The sequence below is a fragment of the Streptomyces sp. NPDC001816 genome (genome assembly GCF_042892235.1).
Lineage (GTDB): Bacteria > Actinomycetota > Actinomycetes > Streptomycetales > Streptomycetaceae > Streptomyces.
This window is the reverse complement of the sequence record NZ_JBIATY010000001.1, coordinates 55,433-80,643: the sequence shown is the minus strand read 5'-3', so window position 1 is coordinate 80,643 and position 25,211 is coordinate 55,433. Positions and strand designations below refer to the sequence as shown.

Below are 25,211 nucleotides of genomic sequence, written 5' to 3'. Positions count from 1 at the left end.
GATGCGAATGCCGGTTCGGCGGTCATAGGGAGAACGCGTGGGCACCCCGGGAGATTCCCGTGTCCGTGCCGCGCCGACCTGAAGATGGTCGCACGGTACGGCCCGTCTCGTCACCGCCTTATTTCCGGGCCGGGCCCTTGCTGTGCCGGGCGCCTTCGGGCTTCTTGACGTTCTTGGCGTCCTTGGCCGGCTTCATGCTCTTCCAGTCCGGGTGGCCGGGCATCGGCGGGGTCTTCTCGCCGTACAGCCAGTCCTTGAGGAATCCGCTCAGGTCGCGGCCGGCGACGGTCGAGGCGAGGCGGACGAAGTCGGCGGTGGTGGCGGCGGAGTCCCGGTACTGCTTGACCCACAGCTTCTCCAGGCGCTCGAAGGCCTGTACGCCGATCTCCTGGCGCAGGGCGTACAGGGCGAGCGCGGCGCCGTCGTAGATGTTGGGTCGGAAGATGCCGATCTTCTGGCCGGGCGCGGGCGGCTTGGGCCGGGCGGGCGGGCCGCCGGAGGCGCGCCAGCTGTCGGAGGCGCTGTAGGCGGCCTTCATCCGGTCCTTCATGGGCTTGTGCGCCTTCTCGTCCGCGTAGAGGGACTCGTACCAGGTGGCGTGGCCCTCGTTCAGCCAGACGTCGGACCAGGTGCGCGGGCTGATGCTGTCGCCGAACCACTGGTGGGACAGCTCGTGCACCATGACCGACTCGAGGTACCACTTGGGGTAGGCGGGCTCGGTGAACAGGCGCTTCTCGAAGAGCGAGAGGGTCTGCGTCTCCAGTTCGAATCCGGTGGAGGCCTGTGCCATGAGCACGCCGTACGTCTCGAACGGGTACGTGCCGACCTTGCTCTCCATCCAGGCGATCTGGTCGGGCGTCTTCGCGAGCCAGGGTTCGAGTTCCTTGCGGTCGGCGCTGGGCACGACGTCCCGGACCGGCAGCCCGTGCGGTCCCTCACGGTGCAGGACGGCGGAGCGGCCGATGGACACCTGGGTGAGTTCGGTGGCCATGGGGTGCTCGGTGCGGTAGGTCCAGGTGGTGGTGGTGCCGACCCGGTTCGCTCCGGCCGGTACGCCGTTGGCGACGGCGGTGTACCCGTTCGGGGCGGTGACGTGGATGGTGAACATCGCCTTGTCGGACGGGTGGTCGTTGCACGGGAAGACCAGGTGGGCGGCGTCGGCCTGGTTGGCCATGGCGAGGCCGTCGGAGGTGCGCACCCAGCCGCCGTCCCCGTCCTTGCCGGCGACGGGATCGCTGGTGTGCTTCACGACGATCCGGGTCCAGTGCCCCTCGTGCAGGGGGCGGTCCGGTGTGACGACCAGGTCCTCGCCGGTGCCGGTGAAGCCGGCGCGGCGGCCGTCGACCTCGACGGAGGCGACCTTGCCGTGCGCGAAGTCGAGGTTGACGCGGTCCAGGTCGGTGGTCGTCCGGGCGTCGATCGTGGTGACGGCCTGGAGCGGCTTGTCGTTGGAGCCGGGATAGGTGAAGGACAGGTCGTACGACGCCACGTCGTATCCGGGGTTGCCCAGGTACGGGAAGAGGCGGTCGCCGATGCCCAGAGGCTGGGCGGGTGCGGCGGCGGCGAGGAGGCAGCCGGAGACGGCGGAGGCGAGCAGGGCAGCCGTCCGGCGGCGCAGGGGCCGGTGGTTCGCGCGCGGGCGGGGGGTGAGCGGCATGCAACACCGCTACCAGCGCGCGCGAGCGCCACGGCGGCGACGCGCGCCCGGCCCACCCGAACGGGTTGGTCCGGAGCTCCTTTCTCAGGAAGCCCGGCGGCTCTTCCCTCGGGACGCCCGGTGGCGCTTCAGGAAGCCGGCGCCTGGTGCTGGGCCCTGTTCACGTCGTACACCCCGGCCACGTCGCGCATCGCGCGCATGAGGGCCGGGAGGTGGGCCGCGTCGGACAGCTCCAGGGTGTAGGTGTGGCGCACCCGCTGCTGGCTCGGCGGTTCCACGGTCGCGGAGACGATCTCGGCGCCCTGCAGGGCGATCGCCTCGGTGAGGTCGGCGAGCAGATGGGGGCGGCCGAACGATTCAGCGACCAGGGTGACCCGGCATGCGGTGGTGTCACCCCAGCGCACACCGATCTCCGCGCGCCCCCGGCTCTTCATGTGCGCCACCGCCGCGCATCCCACGCGGTGCACGGTCACCACTCCCCCACGTACGGCGAAGCCGGTGATCTCGTCGGGCGGTACCGGCGTGCAGCACCCGGCGAGGCGTACGGCGGCCCCGGGGCGGTCCACCAGGACGTCGGCGCCGCGCGGGCGGCCCGCGGGGGCACTGTCGGTCCCGGCGGACCGGACGGCCGTGCCGCTCGCCGCGGCCGCGCCGCCTCCCGGGCCCGCGGTGCTCGCGCCGGCTCTGGCGGACTCGCCCTCCGCGCCGCTCGCCGCGGCCGCGACGGTCCCGTCCGCCCCCTCGGCCCCGCCCTCCGCATCCGCGGCCGGGTGCGTGGCCAGCCACCGCTGGATGGCGATGCGGGCGGCCGGGGTGTGGGCGTGCTCCAGCCACTCGCGGGAGGGTTCGGAGGCCGGGTCCTGGCCCATGAGGAGCTGGACCGTGTCGCCGTCCCTCAGGACCGTGCTGAGAGTCGCCAGGCGGCCGTTGACGCGGGCGCCGATGCAGGCGTGGGCGTCCTCGCCGTACTGCGCATAGGCGGCGTCCACGCAGGTGGCGCCCTCGGGCAGGCCCAGGGTGCCGCCGTCGGGCCGGAAGACGGTGATCTCGCGGTCCTGGGCGAGGTCCTCGCGCAGGGTGGACCAGAAGGTGTCCGGGTCGGGAGCGGCCTGCTGCCAGTCGAGGAGGCGGGAGAGCCAGCCGGGACGGGTGGGGTCGGCGCGCTCGCCGTCGGCCGGGTCGTCGGAGCCGGGTGCGTACGGGTTGCCGAGGGCGACCACGCCGGCCTCGGCGACCTTGTGCATCTGATGCGTGCGGATGAGGACTTCGGCGACCTGGCCGTCCGCGCGGGCGACCGCGGTGTGCAGGGACTGGTAGAGGTTGAACTTCGGTACGGCGATGAAGTCCTTGAACTCCGAGACGACCGGCGTCATGCAGGTGTGCAGTTCACCGAGGACGCCGTAGCAGTCCGCGTCCTCGTTCACGAGCACCAGCAGGCGGCCGAAGTCGGCGCCGCGCAGTTCTCCGCGTTTGCGCGCCACGCGGTGGACGGAGACGAAGTGGCGGGGGCGGATGAGGACTTCGGCCGGGATGTCGGCCTCGCGCAGCACTCCGCGGACCTCGTCGGCGATCTCCGCGAGGGGGTCGTCGGTGCGGGCCGCGTTCGCGGCGATCAGCTCCCGGGTGTGCGCGTACTCCTCGGGGTGGAGGATGGCGAAGACGAGGTCTTCCAGTTCGGTCTTCAGGGCCTGCACGCCGAGGCGTTCGGCGAGCGGGATGAGGACGTCGCGGGTGACCTTGGCGATCCGCGCCTGTTTCTCGGGGCGCATCACGCCGAGGGTGCGCATGTTGTGCAGGCGGTCGGCGAGTTTGATCGACATCACGCGCACGTCGCTGCCCGTGGCGACAAGCATCTTGCGGAAGGTCTCGGGCTCGGCGGCCGCTCCGTAGTCGACCTTCTCCAGCTTTGTGACGCCGTCGACCAGATAACGCACCTCCTCGCCGAACTGTTCCCGCACCTGGTCCAGCGTCACATCGGTGTCCTCGACGGTGTCGTGGAGCAGAGAGGCCGTCAAGGTGGTGGTCTCGGCGCCGAGTTCGGCGAGGATCAGGGTCACGGCGAGCGGGTGCGTGATGTACGGCTCGCCGCTCTTGCGCATCTGGCCGCGGTGCGAGGACTCGGCCAGGACGTAGGCGCGGCGCAGGGGTTCGAGGTCCGCGTCGGGGTGGTGGGCACGGTGCGCGTCCACGACGTGGCTGATCGCGTCGGGCAGCCTGCCGCGAACGGCGGGGCCGAGCAGCGCGGCCCGGCCCAGTCTGCGCAGGTCGATCCGGGCCCGGGACTTCCTGCGGGCCACTGTGGGCGCCGTGGGCGCTACCGGGCCAGGGGTCGCAGGGTTCGTGGCCTCCGCACTCATGGGCACCTCCGGCTCGTCGACCGGCGGACGGAGCCCAGGGCATGCGCGGCTCAGGGATGGCGACGTTCCCCCGTCCGTGCCGGTGCTTGATGCTACCGAGCCCACCGCGTGCGACTGACCGCCTCTCGCCGAGCGTGAAACGGATCACCCAATTGAGCGACGACGAGGAGGTTTAGAGTTTGCGTCACCTGCCCTGCACTCGGCCGCGGTTTCGAACGGTCCCGGCCGCCGGAAATCACCGAACCCGGCGTCAGGAGCCGCTCGCTGCACGGTTTTCCCCAGTCAGCGGAGCGCGTTTTCCAGCCACTCGGAGTCGATCTCGCCCTCGGCGACGATCACGGCGGGTCCGGTCATCTCGATCTCGCCGTCGGGCCGTTCGGTGATGACGAGGCGCCCGCCGGGCACGTCCACGGTGTACGTCGCCGGCGTGCCGGTGACGGCCGGGTCGGCGCCGTCGCGCCGGGCGGTGGCAACGGCGACCGCGCACGCGCCCGTGCCGCAGGAGCGGGTCTCGCCGGAGCCGCGCTCGTGCACGCGCATCGCGACGTGACGCGGGCCGCGGTCCACGACGAACTCGACGTTGACCCCGTCCGGGTACGCGGCGGCCGGGCTGACCGGCGGCGGGGCGTACAGGTCGCCGGCGTGCGCGAGGTCCTCGACGAAGGCGACGGCGTGCGGGTTGCCCATGTTCACGTTGCGCGCGGGCCAGCTGCGCTCGCCGACGCTCACGGAGACCTCGCCCTCGGGCAGGCGGGCCCTGCCCATGCCGATGGTGACGTCACCCGCGGCCGAGCCGCTATTGGGCGCAGTCTTCGCGATGTGCACGCTCTTCACGCCCGCGCGCGTGGCGATCGCGAGGTCGCCCTCGCCCACGAGTCCGGCGTGCCGGAGGTAGCGGGCGAACACCCGGGTGCCGTTGCCGCACATCTCCGCGATCGAGCCGTCGCCGTTGCGGTAGTCCATGAACCACTCCGCCTCGGCGGCCATCTCCCGGGCCTCCGGGTGCGCGGCGGACCGTACGACGTGCAGCACCCCGTCGCCGCCGATGCCGGCGCGGCGGTCGCACAGGGCGGCGACGGCCTCCGGCGTGAGGTCGAGGGTGTTCTCGGGGTCCGGGACGATCACGAAGTCGTTCTCGGTGCCGTGGCCCTTGAGGAAGGGGATCCGCGCGCGCGTGCTCATTCCTCGATCGTAAGGGAAGGGCGTGGTCGAGCCGCGGGTCGGTGGGGACCGACGGGGCGGGACCGGGTGCCTCAGCGGAGCCTTGCCACGCGCCAGACGGCAAGGGTGACCACGACGGCCACCAGCAGCATGTACCCGAGCACCACCCGCCAGTCCGGGCGGCGGCCCGAGCCGCGGGCCGGGAGGCCCGGCCATGTGTAGCCCACTCGGCGGGCGGCCATCATCCCCCAGCCCGCTGCGCAGGAGCAGATCAGCAGGCCCAGCATGGCGATCACCGCGCCGCTGTCGCCGAAGTCGAAGGCGAGCGGGAAGGCGAACATCAGGGAGCCGCCCGCGGCCAGGGCCACGATGGGCGCGAGCTGCCAGATGCGCAGTCGCCGCTGCGGGCGCAGCTCGACCTCGACCTCCGGACCGCTCGCGTACATCTCCTCGGGCTCCGGCCCGTCGGCGGTCACGCCGCCCGGGGTCTCGTCGGGCCCGTCGTCGGTCAGGTCGGTCAGAGAGTCCTCGCGCTGGTCCGGCTCGTCACCGTCTGTAGTGACGTGCTCGGCACTTTGTGCGGTGTCGCGAGGGCCGGCCTCCATCGCCACGCGCCCTCCCAACTAGGACTCCACTTGGTCGATCGAAGCACGATGATGGCACGGCGCCGCACGCCCCGATGACCGGCGGCGCATCCCGATGCCATCACGTGATCAGGCTGTGACCGGTCGTTCGACCAACGCCAGGGCCTGCCGCGGAAGTTCCCCGCGGTCCGCCGCGGCCCCGCTCAACCAGTGCACCCGCGGGTCGCGCCTGAACCATGAATCCTGGCGGCGCGCGAAGCGCTTGGTGGCGCGTACGGTCTCGGCCCGTGCTTCCGCTTCGGTGCAGTCCCCGGCGAGCGCAGCGAGTACCTGCTGGTAGCCCAGCGCGCGCGAGGCCGTGATGCCCTCGCGCAGCCCCTGCGCCTCCAGGGCGCGCACCTCGTCGACGAGGCCCGCCTCCCACATCCGGTCGACACGGCGCGCGATGCGCTCGTCGAGTTCGGGGCGGGCGACGTCCACGCCGATCTGGACGGTGTCGTAGACGGAGTCGTGGCCGGGAAGGTTGGCCGTGAAGGGCTGCCCGGTGATCTCGATCACTTCCAGGGCGCGGACGATACGGCGGCCGTTGCTGGGCAGGATCGCGCGGCCGGCCTCGGGGTCGGCGGCGGCCAGGCGGGCGTGCAGCGCCCCGGAGCCGCGCAGCACCAGCTCCTCCTCCAGACGGGCCCTGACCACGGGGTCGGTGCCGGGGAACTCCAGGTTGTCGACGGCTCCGCGGACGTAGAGGCCGGAGCCGCCGACCAGGATCGGCCAGCGGCCCTCGGCGAGCAGGGCGTCGATCCGCTCGCGGGCCAGCTTCTGGTACTCGGCGACGGAGGCGGTGACGGTCACGTCCCAGATGTCCAGCAGGTGGTGTGGGATGCCGCCGCGCTCCTCGGGCGTCAGCTTGGCGGTGCCGATGTCCATCCCTCGGTAGAGCTGCATGGAGTCGGCGTTGACGACCTCGCCGCCGAGTCGTTGGGCCAGGAAAACGCCCAGATCGGACTTTCCGGCTGCTGTGGGTCCGACGACGGCGATGACGCGGGGGGCGGAAGATGCACTGCTCACCGCACCAGTCTCCCAAACCTCACGACCGCGCCTCGAACGAGTTACGTGACGGTGCGCATCCCGCGTCGTTGCACCGAGGTGCCCGCCGGTCACCGGACACGGTGACCCGGGCGGCGCAAACGGACGCACCGGGTGACGCGGGATTTCGCCCGCACGAGTAACGTAAGGAGTGGATATGGGCGTTTTTGCACGGCTCTTCGGCAGGTCGAAGACGACGCCGGAGGCGGCGCCCGACGAGGTGCAGACCGGCACCGAGTCGGGAGCGGCCGAGGCGGTGGCGGAAGCGGATCGGGCAGCGGAGGCGAAGGGGCCGGCCGAGGACGGGCGCGAGGGCGAGGCGGCGGAGGCCAAGGCCGCCGAGTCCGGCGCGGCCGAGAGCGCCGAGATCCCCAAGCAGCAGTCCGCGGACGAGGCCGCCGACAGCGAGGCCGGTGAGGGCGCCCGCACATGACTGTCCCCGTGAGGGAAGGTGGACCATGGGTCTGATGGACAACGTGAAGGCCAAGCTCGCCCCGGCCAGGGACAAGGTGTCTGACCTCGCCCAGAAGCACGGGGGCAAGGTCCAGCACAGCCTCGACAAGGCCGCCAAGGCCGTGGACGAGCGGACCAAGGGCAAGTACAGCGACAAGATCCACGCCGGTACGGACAAGGCGAAGGGGGCGATGGACCGCCTGGCGCACAAGGAGGGTCCGGAGACCGGCGACGCCGCGACCCCGACCCGGCCGGAGGGCCCGCCACCGGCTTCCTGACGGACACGCGGATCGGCGGACGGCCGCGGAGCACCAACGCTCCCGGCCGTCCGCCGTTTCGTCTCCGCGGCGGGGTGACGCCTGGGGCATCTGCACCGCCGGACGACGTCCAGAGCACCTCCGCTGCCGGACGACGCCCAGGACTTCTCCGCCGCCGGGCGACCCCTCGGACTTCTCCGCCGCCGGACAACACCTCGGACTCCTGCACCGCCGGGCGACGCCTCAGGCTTCTTCGCCACCGGACAACACCTCGGACTCCCGCACCACCGGACGACGCCCAAGACCGCTCCACCGCCGGGCGGCCCCTAGGACCAGGTGGCGACCAGGTACCCGACGCCGTACGGGGCGTCGTCGTAGAGGAGTGCCCCGCTCAGGCCTGCGTCCTCGGCCGCGCCGGCGAGGACCTGCCAGGGCGCGCGGCCGGAGGCCTTCAGCTCGTGCGCCAGTTCGGCGTCCAGCGCCTCGACGGCCGCCACGTCCGCCGCTCCCAGCGCACGCGCGACCTCGGCGTCGAAGGGCGCCGCCCGCTCGTCCAGGTATCCCGGTGCCTTGAGTGTGCGGCACGCGCTGGCGTCGCCCATCACCAGCAGCGCCACCCGCCCGGCCCGGGCGGCGATGTCCCGTCCGGCCTCGACGCATCGCTCGGGCGCGAGCGATTCCCCGACGCCGAGACCCTCGATCGGGGCGTCCGCCCAGCCGGTGCGCTCCAGCAGCCAGGCGCCGACCGCCAGCGACGTGGGCAGCTCACGGTCGGGTGCGGCGTCCGTGGCCGGGCCGAGGCGTACGTCCACGTCGACGCCGAAGCCCCGGAACGAGCCCGGGGTGCCCTGCGGGTGCCGGCCGCGCCCGCTCTGCTCGGCGGGCCCGACGACCACCAGCAGGTCGGGGCGGGCGGCGGCGAGCACGCCGAGCGCGTCAGTGCACGCCGCGCGCGCGGTGTCCATTTCGGGTGCGGCACCCGCGGCGCCCTCGGGCACGAGCAGCGGCGGGCAGGGGCAGACGGCTGCGGCGACAAGCATGATCGGGAGCCTACTGCCAGGGGGGTGGCACCGGGTCGGAGCTCCACACCAGCTCGGCAAGCCGGTAGATCACGCGGAACGTGGAGACCAGACCCTCGATGTCCGCGTAGTAGGCGTCCCCGTCCCCGATCCGGTAGACGGCACGGCGCTGCTGGCGCAGCCCGTGGCGGGGGCGATGGGTGCAGGCCAGCTCGTAGAGGCGGGCGCGGGCCTCCTCCAGGGTGCCCTCGAAGCGCGCCGCCTCATCGCTGCGGTACTCGTCCCCGTGACCGAACTGCGCGAGAACCACCCAGTGCGCCATGTTCCGCCCCCCCTGCCCCTCGGTTCCAGGTGCGCTCAGTCCAGCGCGCAGCCGCTCGTGGCGGCCGGCAGCGGCGCCGGCACCCCGATCGTCGGCAGCCCCAGCATCACACCCGCCGGCTTGGCGGCCTGAGCGGCGTTGCGCTTCTCCCACGCGTCGCCCGCGCGCGTGCGGCGCACGGCGAGGACAGCGCCCTCGGCGAGGAGGTGGTGCGGGGCGGCGTACGTGATCTCGACGGTGACCACGTCGCCGGGGCGGACGTCCTGCTCCGGCTTGGTGAAGTGGACCAGGCGGTTGTCGGGGGCGCGGCCGGACAGGCGGTGGGTGGCGCCGTCCTTGCGGCCCTCGCCCTCGGCGACCATCAGCTCCAGGGTGCGACCGACCTGCTTCTTGTTCTCCTCCCAGGAGATCTCCTCCTGGAGGGCGACGAGCCGCTCGTAGCGCGCCTGGACGACCTCCTTGGGGATCTGGTCGTCCATGGTGGCGGCGGGGGTGCCGGGCCGCTTGGAGTACTGGAAGGTGAACGCCTGCGTGAAGCGCGCCTCGCGGACGACGTGGAGGGTCTGCTCGAAGTCCTCCTCCGTCTCCCCCGGGAAGCCCACGATGATGTCGGTGGTGATCGCGGCGTGCGGGATGGCGGCCCGCACCTTCTCGATGATCCCGAGGTAGCGCTCCTGCCGGTAGGAGCGGCGCATCGCCTTCAGGACGGTGTCCGAGCCGGACTGCAGCGGCATGTGCAGCTGCGGCATCACGTTCGGCGTCTCGGCCATGGCGGCGATCACGTCGTCGGTGAAGTCGCGCGGGTGCGGGGAGGTGAAGCGGACACGCTCCAGGCCCTCGATGTTCCCGCAGGCGCGCAGCAGCTTGCTGAAGGCCTCGCGGTCGCCGATGTCGGAGCCGTACGCGTTGACGTTCTGGCCGAGCAGCGTGATCTCGGAGACGCCCTCGCCGACCAGGGCCTCGATCTCGGCGAGGATGTCGCCGGTGCGGCGGTCCTTCTCCTTGCCGCGCAGGGCCGGGACGATGCAGAAGGTGCAGGTGTTGTTGCAGCCGACGGAGATCGAGACCCAGGCCGCGTAGGCGCTCTCGCGCCGGGTCGGCAGCGTGGAGGGGAACGCCTCCAGGGACTCGGCGATCTCGACCTGCGCCTCTTCCTGGACGCGGGCGCGCTCCAGCAGGACGGGCAGCTTGCCGATGTTGTGCGTGCCGAAGACGACGTCCACCCAGGGCGCCTTCTGCACAATGGTGTCGCGGTCCTTCTGCGCAAGGCAGCCGCCGACCGCGATCTGCATACCGGGGTGGCTCGCCTTCTTGGAGGCAAGGCGACCGAGGTTGCCATAGAGCCGGTTGTCGGCGTTCTCGCGCACCGCGCACGTGTTGAAGACCACGACGTCCGCGTCCCCGTCCGACCCCTCGGGGGCGCGCACGTACCCGGCGTCTTCGAGCAGCCCGGACAATCGCTCGGAATCGTGGACGTTCATCTGGCACCCGTAGGTACGGACTTCGTAGGTCTTGGGTGCTGCTACGTCCACTGCGGGGCTCCGGTCGCTGCTGATGGTCATGGGTCAAGGGTAGGCGCTTCGCGGAGACCGCCGTTTCGGCCCTCCTGTCCGGTCATCGCAGGCTCGGTTCGCACACATCGGACGCCAGACGATCTCGTCTCGGGCGGTGAGTGCCGTGGCCGCGCCGGCGGCGTCGAGCGGCAGCGGGAGCGGATAGCGGGTGCGGATCTTGCTCAGTTCCTGGTGCGAGCGGACGAAGCCGGCGAAGTCGCGTGGGTATGCGGCGGCATCCACGCCGGTCAGAAGGCCGATCTTGCCTGCGCGGGCGGCCGTACGCTGCCAGTCCCGCGCGCCGGCCGGCCGGAAGGTCGACGGCCCACGCGTCGTGGCGATGGCCGAGGAACTCGATGAACGGCCGGAACTCCCGGGCGGAGACTCCGGCGCTCCTGCCAGGAAGGTATCAACGGCACCTGGGTACCCGGACAACGCGCTCACGGGCGGACTCCTACGAGGGACTCCTACGAGGGCCGTCCGCCGAGCGCGGCAGGCATCGGCAATGGCCAGGGAGGAGGCCATGAACGCGAAAGATGCCCTCGCGGAATACCACCGCAAGCGCGATTTCTCCAAGACCAAGGAGCCTGGAGGCGGTAACCGCCGAGCCAGGGATGAGTGCCGGTATGTGATCCAGCTGCACGACGCCAGCACGATGCACTTCGACTTCCGGCTTGAGGTGGACGGGGTGCTCAAGTCCTGGGCGGTCCCCAAGGGGCCCTCCAGCGACCCGCACGACAAGCGGCTGGCCACGCCCACCGAGGATCACCCGCTGGAATATCAGGATTTCGAGGGCACGATTCCGGAAGGGGAGTACGGCGCGGGCACGGTACTCATCTGGGACGAGGGCACCTATCACCCGCTGCCCGACAGCAAGGGCCGCGAGACACCCATGGGCGAGGCGTTGGAACACGGCCACGCGTCCTTCTGGCTGGACGGAGCCAAGCTGCACGGCGGCTACGCCCTCACCCGCTTCCGGAAGGGCGAGGACGGCGGGGATGAGGCCTGGTTGCTGGTCAAGCGGGCTGACCATCGGGTCGCCGACCGGGACGCGCCCGCACCGTCCCGGGCGCGCTCCACGCGTAGCGGGCGCACGCTGAGGCAGATAGCTTCAGGCTCCGCGCCACGCCAGTAGCGGCGGACGAAGCCGGGGCGCGCCCACCCACGGCTGACGGCGTTTGCTGCCGTCCCGACGGGGGACACAAGAGGGGCGGTACGAGGCAGGAGAGAGCCGTCCCCGCGACTCGGGCGCACCTGGAAGGGGGCTTCAAGGTGCCTGCTGACAGCCTCCTGGACGACTTGTCCGGGGAGGAACGCAGGCTGCTGCGTCCGGCGACGGCACGCAGCCCGAAGCCGATGCTGGCCACGCTGACCGACACCCCGTTCTCCGATCCCGCCTGGATCTACGAGCGGAAACTCGACGGCGAACGGTGCCTCGGACTGCGAGACGGGGCAGAAGCCCGGCTGCTCTCCCGAAGCGGCCAGACACTCACCGCGACCTACCCCGAAGCGGCGGACGCCCTCGCCCGCCAGTCCTGCCACGACTTCCTGGTCGACGGCGAGGTCGTCGCCTTCGAAGGCACCCGGACCAGCTTCACCCGGCTCCAGCAGCGCCTGGGCGTCACAGATGAAAACCAGGCCCGGGCCAGCCGGATCGCGATCACCTATTACGTCTTCGACCTGCTGCGCCTGGACGGAAAGGATCTCACCGGCCTGCCGCTGCGCACCCGCAAGGCCCTGCTCCGCCGCGCCCTGACCTACACCTCTCCGCTCCGCTTCACCCCCCACCGCAACAGGACGGGCGAGACGTATCTGCACCAGGCGTGCGAGCGCGGCTGGGAGGGACTGATCGCCAAACGAGCCGACAGCACGTACATTTCCCGGCGGTCAACCAACTGGCTGAAGTTCAAATGCGGCCATCGGCAGGAACTGGTGATCGGCGGCTTCACCGAGCCGCAGGGGCAGCGCGTCGGATTCGGCGCCCTGCTGGTCGGCCACTACGAAGGCCGGCGCCTGGTGTACGCGGGAAAGGTCGGCACCGGCTACGACAGAAACACCCTGACGCGCCTGCGCAAGCGGCTGGACTCCTTGGAACACGACGACCAGCCGTTCGCGGGAGACGACGTACGCGAACGCGGCGCCCACTGGGTCCGGCCGGAACTCGTCGCCGAGATCGGCTTCACCGAGTGGACCGGCGACGGCAAGCTGCGCCACCCGCGGTATCTCGGCCTACGGGCCGACAAGCCGGCCGCCCACGTGGTCAGGGAACGGCCGAAAGGAGGGAAGGGATGAGCCGGACAGCGAAGGAGGAGATCCGTATCGGCGGGCGCAGTGTGCCGCTGTCCAACCCGGACAAGGAACTCTTTCCCGACGACGGAATCACCAAGGCCGAGTTCGTCGACTACTACCGCGCCGCGAAGTCCCCAAGGAGGGCGGCACAGTGACCATGGTGGTCTGCGACGACGCCGCCACCCTCGCCTACCTCGCCAACCAGGCGTGCATCACCCCGCACCCCTGGCTCAGCCGCGCCGACCGTCTCGACTGCCCCGACCGGCTGGTGTTCGACCTCGACCCTCCGGCCGACGACTTCGAGATCGTCCGATGGACCGCCCGGCAACTCGGCGACTTCCTCACCGACCTCGGGCTGGCGCCCGCGGTGATGACCACCGGCTCCCGCGGTCTGCACCTGCTGGTCCTGCTCGACCGTCGCACCGACTTCGACACCGCACGCGCGTTCGCCCGCAGCACCGCCGAGCTGCTGGCCGCTCGCCACCCCGACAAGCTGACCACAGCGCCCCGCAAGGACAAACGCCGCGGCCGGCTCTACCTCGACACCCAACGCAACGCCTACGCCCAGACCTCGGTCGCCCCCTACGCCGTGCGCGCCCGCCTCCACGCCCCCATCGCGACCCCCATCAGCTGGGACGAACTCGACGACCCGGAACTCGGTCCGCAACGATGGACACTGCGCACGCTGCAGGATCGCCTCTCCGTCCGGGGCAACGCATGGCAGGGGCTCAGCCGCTGCCGTCGCTCCCTCACCCGCGCCAGACGGCAGCTCGACACCCTCGTCGAAGACGAGGCTGCGTGAGCGCCATCGGTGGGAAGTGGCTGCGGCGCTGCAGGCCCCGCTCGATGTGGTGGTGGTCCGTAAGAGATCGGGGCGCCCTTCCAGGAGGAGCTGGACGTCGACGCGATCGCGGGCGACGATCCTCCGCTGTTCGACGAGCGGGCTCCAGGTCGGTTCTGCGCAGGCCCAGCCGACTGGTCCAGGCCGGCCGGACGTCTCCGCACAGCCGGCTGGCCGCGGACTGGGCCGCCGCCGAAGCCGAGGTACGCGGCGGCATGCTGCGGGTGGTCAGCGCATGTGGTGACGGTGAGCACGGCATCGGCGTCGGTGTGCACGGCACGGGTCGCCACACAGCAGGTTCTCGTGGAGCTTGTGGTCGCCCCGGGTTCCGCACTGGTCGACGCGGCGCTGCTGGCCGTCAGCGAACCGGTCGCCAACGCGATACGCCACGCCGGTGCCGATTCCACGACCGTGGCTGTCCATCTCGCCCTGGACCGCGACGACCTCCTCGTCGGCGTGGCCGACCGCGGGCTGCGCTCCGTTGCCGAAGTGGCGGAACTCTACGACGGCGGCCTCTTCGATCCGGCGACGCCGGCTGAGCGAACGCACACCGACTCCACCACTCCGCCCCGCACGGACCTGCGGACGATGCTGGAACAGAACCTGCTCGCCGAGCGCATCGTGATCGCCAGCTGTCAGGAGATCATTCGGTGGCTCGGCAGCTCCGGCAGGACGACCGGCAGGCAGCCGAGCACGAGGCTCCGATGCCCTTGGGTCACTCATCCGCCGCCCAAACTGTCGGCCCACCGCCGCGCCACTCGATCAGGTCTGGGTCCTCGACCGTCGTATCCGTCTCCGGCAGGCCCTTTTGACGCAGAAACTCCACGACATCAAGCAGGTGGTATGCGGTGCCGACGAACTCACCGCGGATCGTGACCCGCCGACCACCGTCAGGGCCCGGCGGCTGCACAGTCACAGGTGCGCCTTCCATGCCCACCGTGTCCCCCGTTGCTGAGCCGCTCATGCCGGCCTGCGCGCGTCGAACGCCGCCGGTGTCAGTGGGTGGACGTGGACGCCCCGGTGTGCCCCGTGCTCGGCCGTGCGCGGCAGACGTCCCCGGCACGGAAGGCGGGACATGATGGATGTACATCAATGTTCCAGGAGGAGGAGTACAGAATGGCCGAATCCGGCCCTGGCGATACCGAGGGCGTGGTGGGCGGCAAGTCGCGGTTCGATGACATCTACGACCGTCCGGACCCCCGCGCCTACTTCCGGCGGCTTGCCCCGCTCGAGTACGAGATCCCGCATCATGCCCAGCCGGTCTTCCGGCAGGCAGCAACCAACCGGGCCGCGCTCGACGACGGCCGCCCCGGCAGGCCGGCGGTGCTGGACGTGTGCTGTTCGTACGGGATCAACGCCGCGCTGCTCAACCACGACGTCACGCTGGCGAAGATGTACGAGCGGTACTCCTCCCCCGACCGCCAGACCATGTCGACGGCGGAACTCGCGGCACAGGACAAGGAGTTCTACGCCGAGCGACGCCGACCGGACGCGGTACCCGTCTTCGGCCTGGACGTCGCGGCACCCGCCGTGCACTACGCGCTGGAGGTGGGGCTCCTGGACGCCGCCTTCACCGACGACCTGGAACAGGCCCCACCCAGTCCCGGTCTGAGGCGCACGCTCGCTGAGGTCGGCCTCGTCACGCTGACAGGCGGCGACAGCTATGTCACCGCCCGCACATTCACGGCACTGCTGGAGGGCGCCCGAAGGCCGGTGTGGGTCAGCGCGTTCGTTCTGCGGACCGTGTCGTACCACCCGATCGTCCGGGCACTGGCCGCGCACGGTCTGAGCACCACCGTCGATGTCTCCCGCACCTATCCGCAGCGCCTCTTCACCGGCGAGCGGGAACAGCGGTATGCGATCGAGGCGGTACGGGCGCTGGGCGGCGACCCCGCAGGGCGCGAGAAGGCCGGTCGTTTCCACAGCCTGCACTACGAGTCCCGGCCCGATACGCGGTGACAGTCACGCGACCGATCAGGGGCTCACCATGCGCAACCGACGTCCAGTACCTCGATCACGTCGCCGTGGACCGTGTAGACGAGCCAGCACCACTCGCCGAACGCTGCCGCCAGGTCCGGGGCCCGGGTCTGCGCGTCCTCGGTGACCGCGTCGATGAGCGCGATGATCTCCGCGTGCGTCTCGTCCGGCACATCGAAGAGCACGTTGGCGGCGGGTTGGATCAGTTCGACTCGCATGACGCCCCGCAGACCGGCAAGCAGGGCAAGCAGGTGAAGCGGCGTACACGATGCGTACACGACTGCTCGGCTCGCTGCCCGAGGAAAGTCCCTTTGACCACCATAAGCCCACTGCCGCGCAGAGCGGCAGAGCGTGTACGCGGCGTCGTCGAGCCGGCGGTAGCTGAGCGAGCTCAGCGGATCCCGCAGCAGACCGGCCCATGCGGACCGGTGGGCGCGCAGCGCAGCGGCCGCGGTCCTGACGTGGGGCATCAGCAAGTGGTCGCGCCTCCCTGTGCCGGCAGATCGGCCGCCGCACGGCGGGGCCGACCCCGCCCAGACACGGACCCGCCGTGCGGCGGCTTCGCGACACGCACCGGGCGGGGTCAGGACTCGGTGATCTCGATATGCCGCGGCTTGACAGCCTGTGTCTTGGGCACGGTGACGGTCAGCACGCCCTCGTGCAGGGTGGCGCTGACCTCCTCCGCCCTGACATCGGCGGGCAGCAGGCTCTGGTACTCGAAACGGCCGGTGCGGCGGGTGGTGCGACGCAGGACACCCTCACGCTCCCGCTCCTTGTACTCCCCAGTGATGCGCAGCTCCCGCTCGCTCATCTCGATGTCGATGTCGTCCCGCCTGATCCCGGGCAGTTCTGCCTCGATCACATAGGCGTCGTCGGTCTCTCGCATGTCCGCCGCAGGAGACCAGGCCAGTGCGGCGCCAGGAGCGGCGGCGGCACCTTGCAGCAGCCTGTTCATGCGCTCGAACAGATCCTCGAACTCGGCAGCGATGGGTTCACCCCAGCCGAAGCCGGCGAAGGGCCTGTCCAACAGGCTTCCGGACCGACGTCGTACGGGCAGCGTCATCGCGGTTCACCTCCGGTGAGTGGGCCATACGCGTTCTCTCCGCCGACGTCGGAGGACGACGGTCAGGTCCGCCACGGCGAGTACGGCACCGCATTCATGGACTTCGTGTTCGTGCTCGCCACAGGACTGTCTGCACCTGTTGACACGCCGTGGGAAAGGTGGGATCAGGAGAGGAATTCAGCCGCCGCTGTTGCTGAGGTCGCCCGGCTCCGTCGTCGTGGCCAGGGTGTCGGCGCCGGTGTCTCCCGGGTTCTGCTGTTCCTCGCGGGCGAGGGCCGCGATCGTTCCTCCGGCGAGTATGGTGCGCCGCCGGCCGTCGGAGAGGCGGTGCCGGACCTGGTAGGTCTCGTCCTTGTTGGTGTTGTGCAACAGCAGCAGAGGCTCGGTTCCCGGGGCGAGGGCGGTGTGGAGGCCGGCCAGCCGTAGCCGGTCGCCGGTGTCGATGCGGTCGTAGTCGCCCGGGTCGGTGAACTCCAGTGGCAGGACGCCGAAGTTGGCCAGGTTCTGCCAGTGGATGCGGGCGTAGGACTTGGCGATGACCGCGCGCAGGCCGAGGTGGCGTGGGGTGATGGCGGCGTGCTCGCGGGAGGAGCCCTGGCCGTAGTTCTCCCCTCCGATGACGAAGTGGTGGCCGGGTCTGCCGTCGGCGGCCAGGTCGGCGGCGTGCCGGGGGTAGTCGGGGTCGATCCGGGTGAAGGTGAACTCGGCGAGCTTGGGGATGTTCGAGCGGTACGGCAGCGCCTTCGCTCCGGCCGGGGAGATCTCGTCGGTGGAGACGTTGTCACCGCACTTGAGGAGGACCGGGCCCGTCAGTTCGTCGGGAAGTGGGTCGAAGTCGGGAAGCCCGGAGATGTTGGGGCCGCGTTCCAGCTCGACCTGAGCAGCGTCCTGGGACGGCAGCGGGGGCTCCAGCATGGCGCGGTTGACGGAGGCGTGCTCGGGCAGCCGCAGGTCCGGGTATGGCATCTCCTCCGCGGCCGCCCACGCGCGGGGGTCGGTGATCGTGCCAGTGAGGGCGGAGACGGCGGCGGTCTCCGGGGAGCACAACCACACGGCGTCCTCCTCGGTGCCGGAGCGGCCGGGGAAGTTGCGCGGGAAGGTGCGCAGGCTGTTCCGGCCGGGGGCCGGGGCCTGGCCCATGCCGATGCAGCCCAGGCAGCCGGCCTGGTGGATACGGGCCCCGGCGGCGATCAGGTCGAAGGTGGCGCCCATCCTGGTGAGGTCGGCGAGGATCTCACGGCCTGTCGGATTGACGTCGAAGCTGACGGCCGGGTGGGTCTGGCGGCCGGCGACAATGGCAGCGGCGATGGCGAAGTCACGCAGCCCCGGGTTGGCGGAAGAGCCGATGACGGCCTGACCGATGGGCTCGCCCGCGACCTCGCGCACCGGGACGACGTTGCCGGGCGAGGTGGGGCGGGCGATGAGCGGTTGGAGGGTGGCGAGGTCGACCTCGTCGGTCAGGTCGTAGACGGCGTCCGGCTCGGCGGCCAGCTCACGGAAGTCGGCCTCGCGGTCCTCGGCGCGCAGAAATGCGCGCACTGCGTCGTCGGCGGGGAAGACGGAGGTGGTGGCGCCCAGCTCGGCGCCCATGTTGGCGATGACGTGCCGGTCCATCGCGGACAGATGCTCCATGCCGGGGCCGTGGTACTCCAGGATCCTGTTGACCGCCCCCTTGACGTCGTGGCGCCGCAGGAGCTCCAGCACCACGTCCTTGGCGCTGACCCACTCCGGCAGCCGGCCGGTCAGGCGAATGCCCCAGATCTCCGGCATGGTCACCCACAGGGGCCGTCCGGCCATGGCGAGCGCGACCTCCAGGCCGCCGGTGCCCAGGGCGAGCATGCCGAGCGACCCGGCGGCGCAGGTGTGCGAGTCGGATCCGGCGAGCGTCTTGCCGGGGATGCCGAAGCGCTGCATGTGGGTCGGGTGGGAGACGCCGTTGCCGGGCTTGGAGTACCAGATGCCGAAGCGGCGGCAGGCGGAGCGCAGGAACGCGTGGTCCTCGGCGTTGCGCTCGTCCGCCTGGAGCAGGTTGTGGTCGACGTACTGGACGCTGACCTCGGTACGGACCCGGTCCAGACCGAGAGCCTCCAGCTCCTGCATCACGAGGGTGCCAGTAGCGTCCTGGGTGAGCGTCTGGTCGATCCGCAGCCCGATCTCCTGGCCCGGCTCCATCACACCGTCGACGAGATGATCAGCGATGAGCCGGTGGGACAGCGTGCCGTGCGAGAGCGTCACAACGCCCAGGCTGCTCGCCCCACCAGGAAGCGGCAAGCCGACGCGCACCTTTCGGCCGACTGCGACGCCCTCGTCTCTCGTACAGCGTGAGCAGCACCCGAATGGGTACTCGACGATTCACTGGCCGATCACTGGCCGAGTTCGACGACCTGGTCAGCCGTGTGAAGTCGCTGCATCCGCCTTCGGCCCGGCACCCGCAACCACGGGCATGGCCTGGGCGCGCGTGGGAGGTTTCATGTACCACTGGCTGCGGCTGACGCTCCCCGGTGTGGGAGCGATGAACTCGCCCCGGTTCGCCCCGGCGGGCCTGCTGCTGCGGTGCGCGGGGCACCGGGTGGCCTTCGACGGCGGACCCGGGGCCGAACCGCCCCCCGGGCGGCTGGACGCGTGGCTGGTCACCGACGAGAGTTCCGAGTTGCGGTCGGTACTGCGCCGACGGGCGGCCATGCGTGATGTCCGCATACGCGCAGGCGACCTGCGGGTCGGAGAGGTGCTGGTGCGCTGCCGTCCGGTGGTCCACACCTCGCACCCCGCGTACGGATATCGCATCCAAGCCGGAGACGTGGTGGTGGTCTGGGCACCGGAGTTCTGGGAATTTCCGGCCTGGGCCACGGGGGCCGACCTGATGTTCGCCGAGGCAGCCGCCTGGGACCGGCCCATACGGTTCCGGGGCGGTGTGGGCGGCCACGCGAGCGTCCGCGCCATCGGTGAGCAGGCCGCACAGCAGGGGGTGCGGCGCCTGGTCTACGCCCATATCGGGCGCCCCAGCCTGCGCGCGATCGATGCCGGACTGAAGCCGGCCGGCGGAGAATGGGGCGTAGAAGGCCGTATGTACTCGCTGCGCTTCGGCCATGAGGCGGACAGTGCGGCGTCGCCGCAGGACATCACGCGCCCAGAGCGGCCTGCCGTCCCCGGGAAGCGATGATCCTCACCCTTCGGTGCGGCCTGGACAACGGCCGACCGCGGTCGACGGTCACCACGGAGCCGAAAACCGAGGAGGTGGGAGCGATGCCGACACGTGTGATGGATCGACAGAAGGTGCGCCGGCTCGTCGAGGAGGAGCAGGCGCAGCTGGTCGAGGTGCTGCCACGCGAGGAATACGAGCAGGCGCACCTGCCCGGGGCGGTACACCTGTGGCTGCGGGATCTGGACCGCGAGGCACGGAACCGGCTGGATCCGAACCGGCCGGTGGTCGTGTACTGCTGGGACTGGCTGTGCGACATGAGCCCACGGGCCGCCGCTCAGCTGGAACAGCTCGGCTTCCGCCAGGTCTACGACTATGTTCCGGGCAAGGCGGACTGGCTGGCGGCCGGACTGCCCACCGAAGGCCCGGCGGCAGAGAGTCTGTCGGCGGGGGACGTGGCACGGCGCACGGTGGTCACCTGCCGGGCCGATGCGCCGGCTGGTCTGGTGCTGGACCGCATGCGTGAGGCGGGGCAGGCCGTGGGCGTTGTGGTGGATGACGACCAGGTGGTCACCGGTCTGCTGCGGCGCCGTGAGGCCGAGGCTCACCCGGGTGTCGGCGTGAAGCAGGTGATGCGCCCGGGACCCGCGACCGTAAGGGCCAACGAGCCGCTTGGTCCGCTCCTGGAGCGCATGGCGAAGGCCGGAGTGGACACCATCGTCGTCACCGACCCGGAAGGACGCCTGCTGGGACTGATGGACCGCACGTCCGGCGAGCAAGCGGTCCGCGCCCACCCCGCCATGACGGCTTGACCGGCACCGCGACCTCGGCAAACCGGGCGTGCACATGGGGAACGACGTCATCGAGCGAGGTGACATCTACATCGCGTACCGCCCCGAGTCGAGCAGGAGCAGGTCCACGACATCGAGGACGTCCGGCGGACATCGAGGACGTCCGGCGCTACTTCGTAATCCGTCAGCCTTCCGACGGCAACCGCAGTCGCCGTCTCGTCATCGGATGCAAGCACTGCCGCAGCCGGAGGAGCACGAGCGGTTTCTGGGGCTTCGTCGACGAGGTGGCCGCCCGGCCCGAAGCCGTCGAAGAGGAACTGGAGGGGCGAGTGGCGTCAGTTGGCCAAGGCACCGTCCCGGGACATTGCTCGTGACGGCAACTGCGGCAGCACCCGGGCAGCCTGGCGCACGCGGCGGAGGAGATCCTGGCCATGCACCAGGGCAGGACCCGGGTCGCCGCCGCCATCGGCGGGGCGACCATGCCCCGAGCCGCGCCACCGTACAGCGAACTCTGCGGCCGGCAGGCACCTGGCCTGCGCCTGGCAGTGATGGAGCTGCCGTATCGAACCGGGCTTCCCACCACGCCCCTTACGCCGGCCCGGGTGGCGGCTGCAGCTCGGTCACCGCGTACTCGATCCGGACCTCGTCGGCCACCTTCAGCGCACCCATAAACGCGGTGTACGGCTTGATCCCCCAGGTGGACTGGGCGAGCGTGGCCCAGCCGCACACCTGGCCATCGCCGTCGCTGCCGCCGTGCACCGTGACCGGATGGCTTCGGCCCTTGATGGTCAGGTCCCCCGTGATCTCGAAGTCGTCGGGCGTTCCCGTGATGGCGGTGGAGCGGAAGGTGATGGTCGGGTGGTCCGCGGCGTGCAGCAGCCGCTCACTCTCAAGTGTCTGCTTGATCTCGGCGCGGTCGGCGTCGGTGAGCGGTTTGATTCCCCCCGTTCCCTCACGTACGTTCAGCGACCCGGTCTCGACCGTCACGGTCACCGACGACTTCCCTGGATCGCTGGTGACGACCACCGCGTCCCCGGCCCAACGAGTGGCCTCGATCGCAAGGTCGTGTCCCGCTCTCCGCCCCAGCCCGGCACGGCTGGTCCTGATCGTCAGGCGGCCGGTCGGTGGCCCGAAGGCGTACACGCCATCACTCACTGTCACGTTAGTGACTTTACGTGATGATCCTGGGTTTCGGGACCCGCCTAACGGAAGGCGCCCCTGGTTACCCGCAATGGCGGGGTCGCGCGGATCCGGGCAGGAGGTGGCGGGACAGGCGCCACGAGGAGTTCATCGGCCGGGTGCAGGCACGGGCGCGGCTGGACAGTCGTGGCGCTGCAGAAAGGGCGACGAGCGCAGCTCTTGCAACGCTCGCCGAGTGCATCCCCGCCGGACCGGCGGAAAGCTCGCCGCCCAGCTGCCGTACGAGATCGCCGAACGCTGGAGAGCCCCGTCTTCCAGGACGGACCATCACCGTCTTCCGCCCTGGTACACCGAGGACGCGGGGAACGTGTCCACCACCGCTGAACTTGTCCGGTGTTCCGGACGGGGCGACGGAACTTGTGCTGCTGTGCGAGGACCTCGACGCACCGCCGGGCCGTGTCGTCCACTGGCCGGTGGTCGGCATCGAAGAAGCCGGCTTCGCACCGCGGTGACCCCGGCGACTCCTTGCGATGAGATCGCCGTGGCGCCGAGAACGGCAACCCCGAGTCCGAGGGCCTCGTCTCCATCCCCTTGCCCGCTGTTTTCCCGGAGCGGGCGCCTAGCCTGGTGGTGGTGATCCGCCCATGAGTTCTGTGTCCGGTCCGAGGGGGCCCGACGATCTCGTGCGAGCCCTCAGAGCCGCCGGGATCAGGGACGAGCGACTGCTCGAAGCCGTAGGCACGACGCCCCGTGCGGGATTCGTCCCGGCCGGTGAGGTGGCCGCCGCCTACCGGGACGTCCCTGTCTCGATCGGGCAGCGCCAGGTCACCACGCAGCCGTCGCTGTCCGCCATGATGATCGAGAGCCTCGGTCTGGCCGGGAACGAGCATGTCCTCGAAGTCGGTACGGGCCTCGGCTTCCAGACCGCGCTGCTGGCCCGGCTGGCCGCCGACGTGGTCAGCGTCGAGGTGCGGCCGAGCATCGCCCGGCAGGCGCGCGCGAATCTCGCCCGGCACGGCGTACGGAACGTGGAGCTGCGGGTCAGCGACGGCAGCGCGGGCGTGCCGGACCTGGCTCCGTACGACGCGGTCCTCGTGTCGGCCGCGTTCCCGGAGGTGCCCCCGCCGCTGGTCGCGCAGGTACGCGAGGGCGGCCGCCTCGTACAGCCGATCGGGCCGGGCGGGCACGAGGAGGTGGTGTGCTTCGAACGCACCGCGTCGGGTCTTGAGCAGCCGCGGGTGGTGACCTCTGCGCGCTTCGTCCGGTTGCAGGGACGGTACGGCTTCGCACTGGACGATGCGGAATTGCGCTGAGGACGTGGAGGGAGCCGAGGAAGGCCCGCTGTTGCCTGCTCAGTGGTGGGCGCCCCGGATGCGGTCGATGACGTGCAGCGGGTCCGCGGGCGGAGCGTCTCCGCGCCAGGCCACGTGCTGGTCGGGGCGGACGAGGACGAGGTCGCCCAGAGCTTCCGCATGACCGGCCGGCTGCACCGCCGGCATCCGGAGCTGAGCCGGATCCTGCTGCACCACGGACTCGAACTGACCCAGTCCGACCGCGGGTTGGCGCCCCGCGCGTTCCACGACATCCGCGCCGCCGTGGACGCGGGCCGCTTCGAGGTGGAGGACCTGGACCTCGCGCCGGCGGTGACGGCGGGCGCCGCGCTGGCACTGGGCGCGCTGCTGCACGCGCAGCCCGACCGCGACGACGCGACGTCCGCGGGCCTGGTCGTCCGTGGCCTCCTGCGCCAGTTCGGCATCCCCGCCGACGAGGCCGAACGGATCTGCTCGCTCGACCTGCCGGACCTGGAGGTGGCCGACACACTGGCGCGGTGAGGCCGTCCCCCCGCCTTGGGTGAGACCTCCCGCGTGCCCCGGTGGCCCCGGTGTCAATGCTGATCCGGTCGTCCCATGAGTAATGGCCCAACTCGGCAGAGAGGCTCGTCGGTTGGGCGCGGATACTCAAGCCGTTCCTCGCCCTGACAATCCCGCGAACCCCGGCCGGGGACACGTTCCGCTGCACTTTCGCGGACGTACTTCCTGACAGTGCGGCGCCCGTTGATTCCTGAGCTGCAGCTACGGGCCCCGACAACTGACACGCCAGACCAAGACTCACCGCTCCCAGCACAAGCGATGAAACAGCAATCCTTCGCATCACAAGCCATCACACCTTCCGTCACGCGTGTGCGATCAAGGGAGATGTGAAGAGGCAAACGTAGAGAGCACTGAAAATCTTGTTATGACACGAATATAACTGAATGTCACCTTTCTGAACGACAAGGGCCATGCCACACGGCGCCAAGGGCAGCCTTCCACAGCGGAACTTCGGGCGAGCGGGCTCCCCCCTCGCACCCGCTCGCCCACCCCCGCACCCCTCATGCGGAGCGGGGGTCTTCTCCCATTCCATCGGGGCGGCCGGGCGGCCGTGGGTCGTGGGGTGGTCGGATCCCGGCGGGTATGCGCTCCACGAGCGCCGCCGCCGCGGGCGTACGCACCAGGAAGTGGACGTCCCACCCGGCCCCACGGGCCAACTCCGCCTCCACGGCGGCCCATACGGCGGCCAGGCTGACGTCGTACGTCAGTCCGCCGCGGCCGGAGCCGAGCAGCGGGAAGCACACCGAGCGCAGCGGCGGGTCGAAGCGGTCGTGTTCCTCCGCCAGGAGCGCGAGCGCGCGGGAGGCGGCCCTGGTGATGTCGGACGGCAGCACGTCGTAGTCGTTGGTCCCGGCCCGGGGGACGGCGACGGCCGCGTGGTAGATCCGTCGTACGCCCTGTGCGGCCAGGGCCCCTGCACCGGTGGCGGCCACGGTGCCGGGCAGCACGGCGCGCCCCGAAGTGCCGTTCCGGCACGCCCACTTGTTCAGCTCGTCGTGGACCGGGTCGTCCAGGACGTCACCGGTGACGCCGCGCACCGAGGCCGCCCGGCGCAGCGAGGCGGCGACCGACGACTTGTACGGCTCGGGCAGCGCGAAGTGGACGTTGGACGGGGAGACGACCACGTCCACGTCGCGCAGCAGGTCCACCGGGTGCACATGGAGGCTGAGCGTCACCGGCCGCTCGTCGACCATGACCCGCACGGTCCGGTGCGTGCCGACACCCTCCTCGGCCACGGCGGCGGCTCCGGGCGCCGCGGCCGTCTCCGCCGCCAGCCGCAGCACGTGCTCGGCGATCTGCCCGAGAACCATCACCTCGTGGTCCTTGCGGAACCGTTCGACGCTCACCCCGTACACCGAGGCCGCGCGGGCCCGGCGGGAGGACGCGGGCCAGTCCCGGGTGCCCTGGGCCAGCCCCAGGGTGTACTCGGCGGCGGTGCGCAGGGTCCCGGCGTCCAGGCGCGACACGGCGAGCCGCAGCAGCGTCTCGACGGCCGCGCCGGAAGTCCGGGCGCCGGTCGCGGGCACCGACTGCGCCGCCGACTCCAGGCCGGGCAGCGCGCGCCCGCGCAGCCTCACCAGTCCGGCGCGCCTGACCTCCTTGAGTTCACGGAGAAGTGACGCATGGTCAGGGAGGGACGATGCCATGCGCC

Annotated in this window: 26 protein-coding genes and 1 pseudogene; 13 read left to right on the top strand and 14 right to left on the bottom strand. The window is 71.1% G+C overall.

All coding sequences use genetic code 11. The annotated features are described in order from the left end of the window. Window positions 1–118 precede the first annotated feature (118 nt). The 5 genes from ACFYZZ_RS00380 to miaA form a co-directional block, all read right to left on the bottom strand. Window positions 119–1,657, bottom strand: coding sequence for a M1 family metallopeptidase (locus ACFYZZ_RS00380; RefSeq protein ID WP_389169573.1), 1,539 nt, complete (start codon window positions 1,655–1,657; stop codon window positions 119–121). Between the two features lie 128 nt (window positions 1,658–1,785). Continuing rightward, on the bottom strand, window positions 1,786–4,014 hold the full coding sequence (locus ACFYZZ_RS00375; protein WP_389169570.1) for a RelA/SpoT family protein: 2,229 nt from the start codon (window positions 4,012–4,014) through the stop codon (window positions 1,786–1,788). 282 nt (window positions 4,015–4,296) lie between these two features. Continuing rightward, complete coding sequence (gene dapF / locus ACFYZZ_RS00370; RefSeq protein ID WP_389169567.1) at window positions 4,297–5,196, bottom strand: diaminopimelate epimerase; 900 nt, start codon at window positions 5,194–5,196, stop codon at window positions 4,297–4,299. A 71-nt stretch (window positions 5,197–5,267) separates the two neighbouring features. Then, window positions 5,268–5,780 carry a hypothetical protein gene (locus ACFYZZ_RS00365; RefSeq protein WP_389171937.1) on the bottom strand — a complete coding sequence of 171 codons (513 nt, stop codon included), beginning with the start codon at window positions 5,778–5,780 and terminating at the stop codon, window positions 5,268–5,270. A 108-nt stretch (window positions 5,781–5,888) separates the two neighbouring features. Further along, window positions 5,889–6,827: a tRNA (adenosine(37)-N6)-dimethylallyltransferase MiaA gene (gene miaA / locus ACFYZZ_RS00360; RefSeq protein WP_389169565.1), complete on the bottom strand. Its 939-nt coding sequence runs from the start codon at window positions 6,825–6,827 to the stop codon at window positions 5,889–5,891. 175 nt (window positions 6,828–7,002) lie between these two features. Here miaA and ACFYZZ_RS00355 point away from each other — a divergent pair, with 175 nt between their 5' ends. Both ACFYZZ_RS00355 and ACFYZZ_RS00350 read left to right on the top strand, forming a co-directional pair. Next, complete coding sequence (locus tag ACFYZZ_RS00355) at window positions 7,003–7,278, top strand: hypothetical protein (protein ID WP_389169562.1); 276 nt, start codon at window positions 7,003–7,005, stop codon at window positions 7,276–7,278. A gap of 25 nt (window positions 7,279–7,303) precedes the next feature. Continuing rightward, window positions 7,304–7,576 (top strand): antitoxin, encoded by a 273-nt coding sequence (locus ACFYZZ_RS00350; protein WP_389169560.1) that lies wholly within the window; start codon window positions 7,304–7,306, stop codon window positions 7,574–7,576. Between the two features lie 305 nt (window positions 7,577–7,881). Here the strand turns inward: ACFYZZ_RS00350 and ACFYZZ_RS00345 are convergent, their stop codons facing one another. From ACFYZZ_RS00345 to miaB, 3 genes are read right to left on the bottom strand one after another with little or no spacing between them, the layout of a single operon-like run. Next, window positions 7,882–8,595: a class III extradiol dioxygenase subunit B-like domain-containing protein gene (locus ACFYZZ_RS00345; protein ID WP_389169557.1), complete on the bottom strand. Its 714-nt coding sequence runs from the start codon at window positions 8,593–8,595 to the stop codon at window positions 7,882–7,884. Window positions 8,596–8,605: 10 nt separating this feature from the next. Further along, window positions 8,606–8,896, bottom strand: a complete 291-nt coding sequence (locus ACFYZZ_RS00340) for a hypothetical protein (RefSeq protein WP_389169555.1) — start codon at window positions 8,894–8,896, stop codon at window positions 8,606–8,608. Between the two features lie 35 nt (window positions 8,897–8,931). After that, entirely contained in the window at window positions 8,932–10,458 is a 1,527-nt protein-coding gene (gene miaB, locus ACFYZZ_RS00335; protein ID WP_389169552.1) for a tRNA (N6-isopentenyl adenosine(37)-C2)-methylthiotransferase MiaB, read from the bottom strand. A gap of 514 nt (window positions 10,459–10,972) precedes the next feature. Between miaB and ACFYZZ_RS00330 the strand changes: the two genes are divergently transcribed. The 6 genes from ACFYZZ_RS00330 (at window position 10,973) to ACFYZZ_RS00305 (ending at window position 15,538) form a co-directional block, all read left to right on the top strand. Continuing rightward, window positions 10,973–11,584, top strand: coding sequence for a DNA polymerase ligase N-terminal domain-containing protein (locus ACFYZZ_RS00330; RefSeq protein ID WP_389169550.1), 612 nt, complete (start codon window positions 10,973–10,975; stop codon window positions 11,582–11,584). A gap of 137 nt (window positions 11,585–11,721) precedes the next feature. Next, window positions 11,722–12,741 carry a non-homologous end-joining DNA ligase gene (ligD, locus tag ACFYZZ_RS00325; protein ID WP_389169547.1) on the top strand — a complete coding sequence of 340 codons (1,020 nt, stop codon included), beginning with the start codon at window positions 11,722–11,724 and terminating at the stop codon, window positions 12,739–12,741. After that, the gene (locus ACFYZZ_RS00320) at window positions 12,738–12,893 is read left to right on the top strand and encodes a hypothetical protein (protein WP_389169544.1); all 156 of its coding nucleotides are present in this window, start codon (window positions 12,738–12,740) and stop codon (window positions 12,891–12,893) included. Before ligD ends, ACFYZZ_RS00320 begins: the two co-directional genes overlap by 4 nt. Window positions 12,894–12,895: 2 nt before the next feature. Continuing rightward, window positions 12,896–13,540, top strand: coding sequence for a hypothetical protein (locus ACFYZZ_RS00315; RefSeq protein WP_389171935.1), 645 nt, complete (start codon window positions 12,896–12,898; stop codon window positions 13,538–13,540). A gap of 285 nt (window positions 13,541–13,825) precedes the next feature. After that, entirely contained in the window at window positions 13,826–14,455 is a 630-nt protein-coding gene (locus ACFYZZ_RS00310; RefSeq protein ID WP_389169542.1) for an ATP-binding protein, read from the top strand. A 240-nt stretch (window positions 14,456–14,695) separates the two neighbouring features. Next, the gene (locus tag ACFYZZ_RS00305; RefSeq protein ID WP_389169539.1) at window positions 14,696–15,538 is read left to right on the top strand and encodes a hypothetical protein; all 843 of its coding nucleotides are present in this window, start codon (window positions 14,696–14,698) and stop codon (window positions 15,536–15,538) included. A 23-nt stretch (window positions 15,539–15,561) separates the two neighbouring features. Here ACFYZZ_RS00305 and ACFYZZ_RS00300 read toward each other — a convergent pair whose 3' ends face one another. The 4 genes and pseudogenes from ACFYZZ_RS00300 to ACFYZZ_RS00285 all read right to left on the bottom strand — a co-directional run bounded on the left by ACFYZZ_RS00300 (window position 15,562) and on the right by ACFYZZ_RS00285 (window position 18,791). Next, on the bottom strand, window positions 15,562–15,774 hold the full coding sequence (locus ACFYZZ_RS00300; protein WP_389171932.1) for a hypothetical protein: 213 nt from the start codon (window positions 15,772–15,774) through the stop codon (window positions 15,562–15,564). A gap of 135 nt (window positions 15,775–15,909) precedes the next feature. Then, a pseudogene (locus ACFYZZ_RS00295) lies at window positions 15,910–16,026 on the bottom strand (hypothetical protein); the annotation flags it as partial. 113 nt (window positions 16,027–16,139) lie between these two features. Further along, on the bottom strand, window positions 16,140–16,619 hold the full coding sequence (locus tag ACFYZZ_RS00290; protein WP_389169536.1) for an Hsp20/alpha crystallin family protein: 480 nt from the start codon (window positions 16,617–16,619) through the stop codon (window positions 16,140–16,142). A 177-nt stretch (window positions 16,620–16,796) separates the two neighbouring features. Continuing rightward, window positions 16,797–18,791, bottom strand: a complete 1,995-nt coding sequence (locus ACFYZZ_RS00285; RefSeq protein WP_389171929.1) for an aconitate hydratase — start codon at window positions 18,789–18,791, stop codon at window positions 16,797–16,799. Window positions 18,792–19,089: 298 nt separating this feature from the next. On the opposite strand from ACFYZZ_RS00285, the gene ACFYZZ_RS00280 reads away from it, so the two are divergent. Next, a complete protein-coding gene (locus ACFYZZ_RS00280) occupies window positions 19,090–19,779 on the top strand; it encodes a hypothetical protein (protein ID WP_389169534.1) in 690 nt (229 codons plus the stop codon). 83 nt (window positions 19,780–19,862) lie between these two features. Continuing rightward, window positions 19,863–20,570, top strand: a complete 708-nt coding sequence (locus tag ACFYZZ_RS00275) for a rhodanese-like domain-containing protein (RefSeq protein WP_389169532.1) — start codon at window positions 19,863–19,865, stop codon at window positions 20,568–20,570. Between the two features lie 567 nt (window positions 20,571–21,137). Here ACFYZZ_RS00275 and ACFYZZ_RS00270 read toward each other — a convergent pair. After that, window positions 21,138–21,710, bottom strand: coding sequence for a YceI family protein (locus ACFYZZ_RS00270; RefSeq protein ID WP_389169529.1), 573 nt, complete (start codon window positions 21,708–21,710; stop codon window positions 21,138–21,140). Between the two features lie 17 nt (window positions 21,711–21,727). On the opposite strand from ACFYZZ_RS00270, the gene ACFYZZ_RS00265 reads away from it, so the two are divergent. The 3 genes from ACFYZZ_RS00265 (at window position 21,728) to ACFYZZ_RS00255 (ending at window position 23,521) form a co-directional block, all read left to right on the top strand. Then, entirely contained in the window at window positions 21,728–22,201 is a 474-nt protein-coding gene (locus ACFYZZ_RS00265) for a DUF2267 domain-containing protein (protein WP_389169526.1), read from the top strand. A 171-nt stretch (window positions 22,202–22,372) separates the two neighbouring features. Then, entirely contained in the window at window positions 22,373–23,002 is a 630-nt protein-coding gene (locus tag ACFYZZ_RS00260; RefSeq protein ID WP_389169523.1) for a protein-L-isoaspartate O-methyltransferase, read from the top strand. 72 nt (window positions 23,003–23,074) lie between these two features. After that, the gene (locus tag ACFYZZ_RS00255) at window positions 23,075–23,521 is read left to right on the top strand and encodes a hypothetical protein (RefSeq protein WP_389169521.1); all 447 of its coding nucleotides are present in this window, start codon (window positions 23,075–23,077) and stop codon (window positions 23,519–23,521) included. A 539-nt stretch (window positions 23,522–24,060) separates the two neighbouring features. Here ACFYZZ_RS00255 and ACFYZZ_RS00250 read toward each other — a convergent pair. Beyond that, entirely contained in the window at window positions 24,061–25,206 is a 1,146-nt protein-coding gene (locus ACFYZZ_RS00250; RefSeq protein ID WP_389169519.1) for a hypothetical protein, read from the bottom strand. Between the last annotated feature and the right edge of the window lie 5 nt (window positions 25,207–25,211).